The 766-nt window shown below is 50.8% G+C and carries 1 rRNA gene; it reads left to right on the forward strand.

The features are described 5' to 3' along the window. Positions 1-766 (forward strand): 23S ribosomal RNA (locus ACF8OV_RS12855); the annotation flags it as partial.

Here is a 766-nt window from a genome sequence, read left to right on the forward strand (position 1 = left end):
GGGACACGTGATATCCTGTCTGAATATGGGGGGACCATCCTCCAAGGCTAAATACTACTGACTGACCGATAGTGAACCAGTACCGTGAGGGAAAGGCGAAAAGAACCCCTGTGAGGGGAGTGAAATAGAACCTGAAACCGTGTACGTACAAGCAGTAGGAGCAGGCTTTGTCCTGTGACTGCGTACCTTTTGTATAATGGGTCAGCGACTTATATTCAGTGGCAAGGTTAACCATCTAGGGGAGCCGTAGGGAAACCGAGTCTTAACTGGGCGTTCAGTCTCTGGATATAGACCCGAAACCAGGTGATCTAGCCATGGGCAGGTTGAAGGTTGAGTAACATCAACTGGAGGACCGAACCGACTAATGTTGAAAAATTAGCGGATGACTTGTGGCTAGGGGTGAAAGGCCAATCAAACCTGGAGATAGCTGGTTCTCCCCGAAAGCTATTTAGGTAGCGCCTCGGACGAATACTACTGGGGGTAGAGCACTGTTAAGGCTAGGGGGTCATCCCGACTTACCAACCCTTTGCAAACTCCGAATACCAGTAAGTACTATCCGGGAGACACACGGCGGGTGCTAACGTCCGTCGTGGAGAGGGAAACAACCCAGACCGCCAGCTAAGGTCCCAAATTACTACTAAGTGGGAAACGATGTGGGAAGGCTCAGACAGCCAGGATGTTGGCTTAGAAGCAGCCATCATTTAAAGAAAGCGTAATAGCTCACTGGTCGAGTCGGCCTGCGCGGAAGATGTAACGGGGCTAAGTA

The organism is Vibrio sp. GLN_1, assembly GCF_043106015.1.
In the GTDB taxonomy this organism is placed as follows: Bacteria; Pseudomonadota; Gammaproteobacteria; order Enterobacterales; family Vibrionaceae; genus Vibrio; species Vibrio parahaemolyticus.